This is a genomic window from Sphingobacterium corticis, assembly GCF_042684745.1.
In the GTDB taxonomy this organism is placed as follows: Bacteria; Bacteroidota; Bacteroidia; order Sphingobacteriales; family Sphingobacteriaceae; genus Sphingobacterium; species Sphingobacterium corticis.
This window is the reverse complement of sequence record NZ_JBHUMA010000011.1, coordinates 1-824: the sequence shown is the minus strand read 5'-3', so window position 1 is coordinate 824 and position 824 is coordinate 1. Positions and strand designations below refer to the sequence as shown.

Annotated in this window: 1 protein-coding gene; it reads left to right on the top strand. The window is 52.5% G+C overall.

What is annotated here, in order from left to right; all coding sequences use genetic code 11:
* The first annotated feature begins 65 nt into the window (after positions 1-65).
* Positions 66-770: an IS6-like element IS26 family transposase gene (locus ACFSQ3_RS15885; RefSeq protein WP_001067855.1), complete on the top strand. Its 705-nt coding sequence runs from the start codon at positions 66-68 to the stop codon at positions 768-770.
* Positions 771-824: the final 54 nt, after the last annotated feature.

The window sequence follows — 824 nt, the reverse complement described above, 5'->3', positions numbered from 1 at the left end:
GCGGCACTGTTGCAAATAGTCGGTGGTGATAAACTTATCATCCCCTTTTGCTGATGGAGCTGCACATGAACCCATTCAAAGGCCGGCATTTTCAGCGTGACATCATTCTGTGGGCCGTACGCTGGTACTGCAAATACGGCATCAGTTACCGTGAGCTGCAGGAGATGCTGGCTGAACGCGGAGTGAATGTCGATCACTCCACGATTTACCGCTGGGTTCAGCGTTATGCGCCTGAAATGGAAAAACGGCTGCGCTGGTACTGGCGTAACCCTTCCGATCTTTGCCCGTGGCACATGGATGAAACCTACGTGAAGGTCAATGGCCGCTGGGCGTATCTGTACCGGGCCGTCGACAGCCGGGGCCGCACTGTCGATTTTTATCTCTCCTCCCGTCGTAACAGCAAAGCTGCATACCGGTTTCTGGGTAAAATCCTCAACAACGTGAAGAAGTGGCAGATCCCGCGATTCATCAACACGGATAAAGCGCCCGCCTATGGTCGCGCGCTTGCTCTGCTCAAACGCGAAGGCCGGTGCCCGTCTGACGTTGAACACCGACAGATTAAGTACCGGAACAACGTGATTGAATGCGATCATGGCAAACTGAAACGGATAATCGGCGCCACGCTGGGATTTAAATCCATGAAGACGGCTTACGCCACCATCAAAGGTATTGAGGTGATGCGTGCACTACGCAAAGGCCAGGCCTCAGCATTTTATTATGGTGATCCCCTGGGCGAAATGCGCCTGGTAAGCAGAGTTTTTGAAATGTAAGGCCTTTGAATAAGACAAAAGGCTGCCTCATCGCTAACTTTGCAACAGTGCCAG

Coding starts and splice junctions, on each gene's coding strand:
- ACFSQ3_RS15885 (WP_001067855.1), top strand. CDS start 66: ATGAACCCATTCAAAGGCCGGCATTTTCAGCGTGACATCATTCTGTGG.